Genomic DNA, 701 nt, shown 5'->3' on the forward strand with positions numbered 1-701 from the left:
ACAGTAGAACAGTAGAACAGGCAATAAACACCTGTACTGAAATGAATAGCAACTTATATCGTTTAGTTACAGCTCCTCTGCTTGAGGAAGATAGAGCTATATTTTAAAAGGAACTTAAGTAAATCTTACTGAACGGCAGTTGTTGGGCTCCTAACCAAAATATTTCTAGTATCATGATAAAGCTTTGGCGAAATCCAACTCATAATTTTAAAAATAAGCTCTATAAGTGGGTAACGGGCCATCCACTCTATTAATATATGATCGATAGGATGGATGGTTATAATGCTTGGTAATGACCTACTTTGTTACCCTTAACTTGTATTCCACACTATCTATTAACTAAGTGGCCGTTTGAATAAGCTCAAATTTCAAATACAAAAAAGCCCGTTACGTCAGTAACGGGCTATCTGCTCTCATAAAGAGAAAATTAGCGTCTGGGAATGACCTACTTTCACATGGGGAGACCCCACACTATCATCGGCGCGATTGCGTTTCACTACTGAGTTCGGGATGGGATCAGGTGGTACCACAATGCTATTGTCCCCAGACAAATCTGGTTTTAAAGATGGTGCTGATACCCAGAATCGAACTGGGGACCTCATCCTTACCAAGGATGCGCTCTACCGACTGAGCCATATCAGCATGATCTTGCTCAAGATTACTTGTCAGTAATTTAAGACTTAAATTAGGCGCTTGGCGAT

At 40.2% G+C, this 701-nt stretch carries 1 tRNA gene and 1 rRNA gene; both read right to left on the reverse strand.

Annotation, left to right across the window (positions count from 1 at the left end):
* Positions 1–432: 432 nt before the first annotated feature.
* Positions 433–548: ribosomal RNA gene (gene rrf, locus BCU84_RS00675) — 5S ribosomal RNA — on the reverse strand.
* An 18-nt stretch (positions 549–566) separates the two neighbouring features.
* Positions 567–642, reverse strand: a tRNA-Thr gene (locus BCU84_RS00680).
* Positions 643–701: the final 59 nt, after the last annotated feature.

It is taken from the genome of Shewanella sp. 10N.286.51.B7 (assembly GCF_002873615.1).
In the GTDB taxonomy this organism is placed as follows: domain Bacteria; phylum Pseudomonadota; class Gammaproteobacteria; order Enterobacterales; family Shewanellaceae; genus Shewanella; species Shewanella electrodiphila.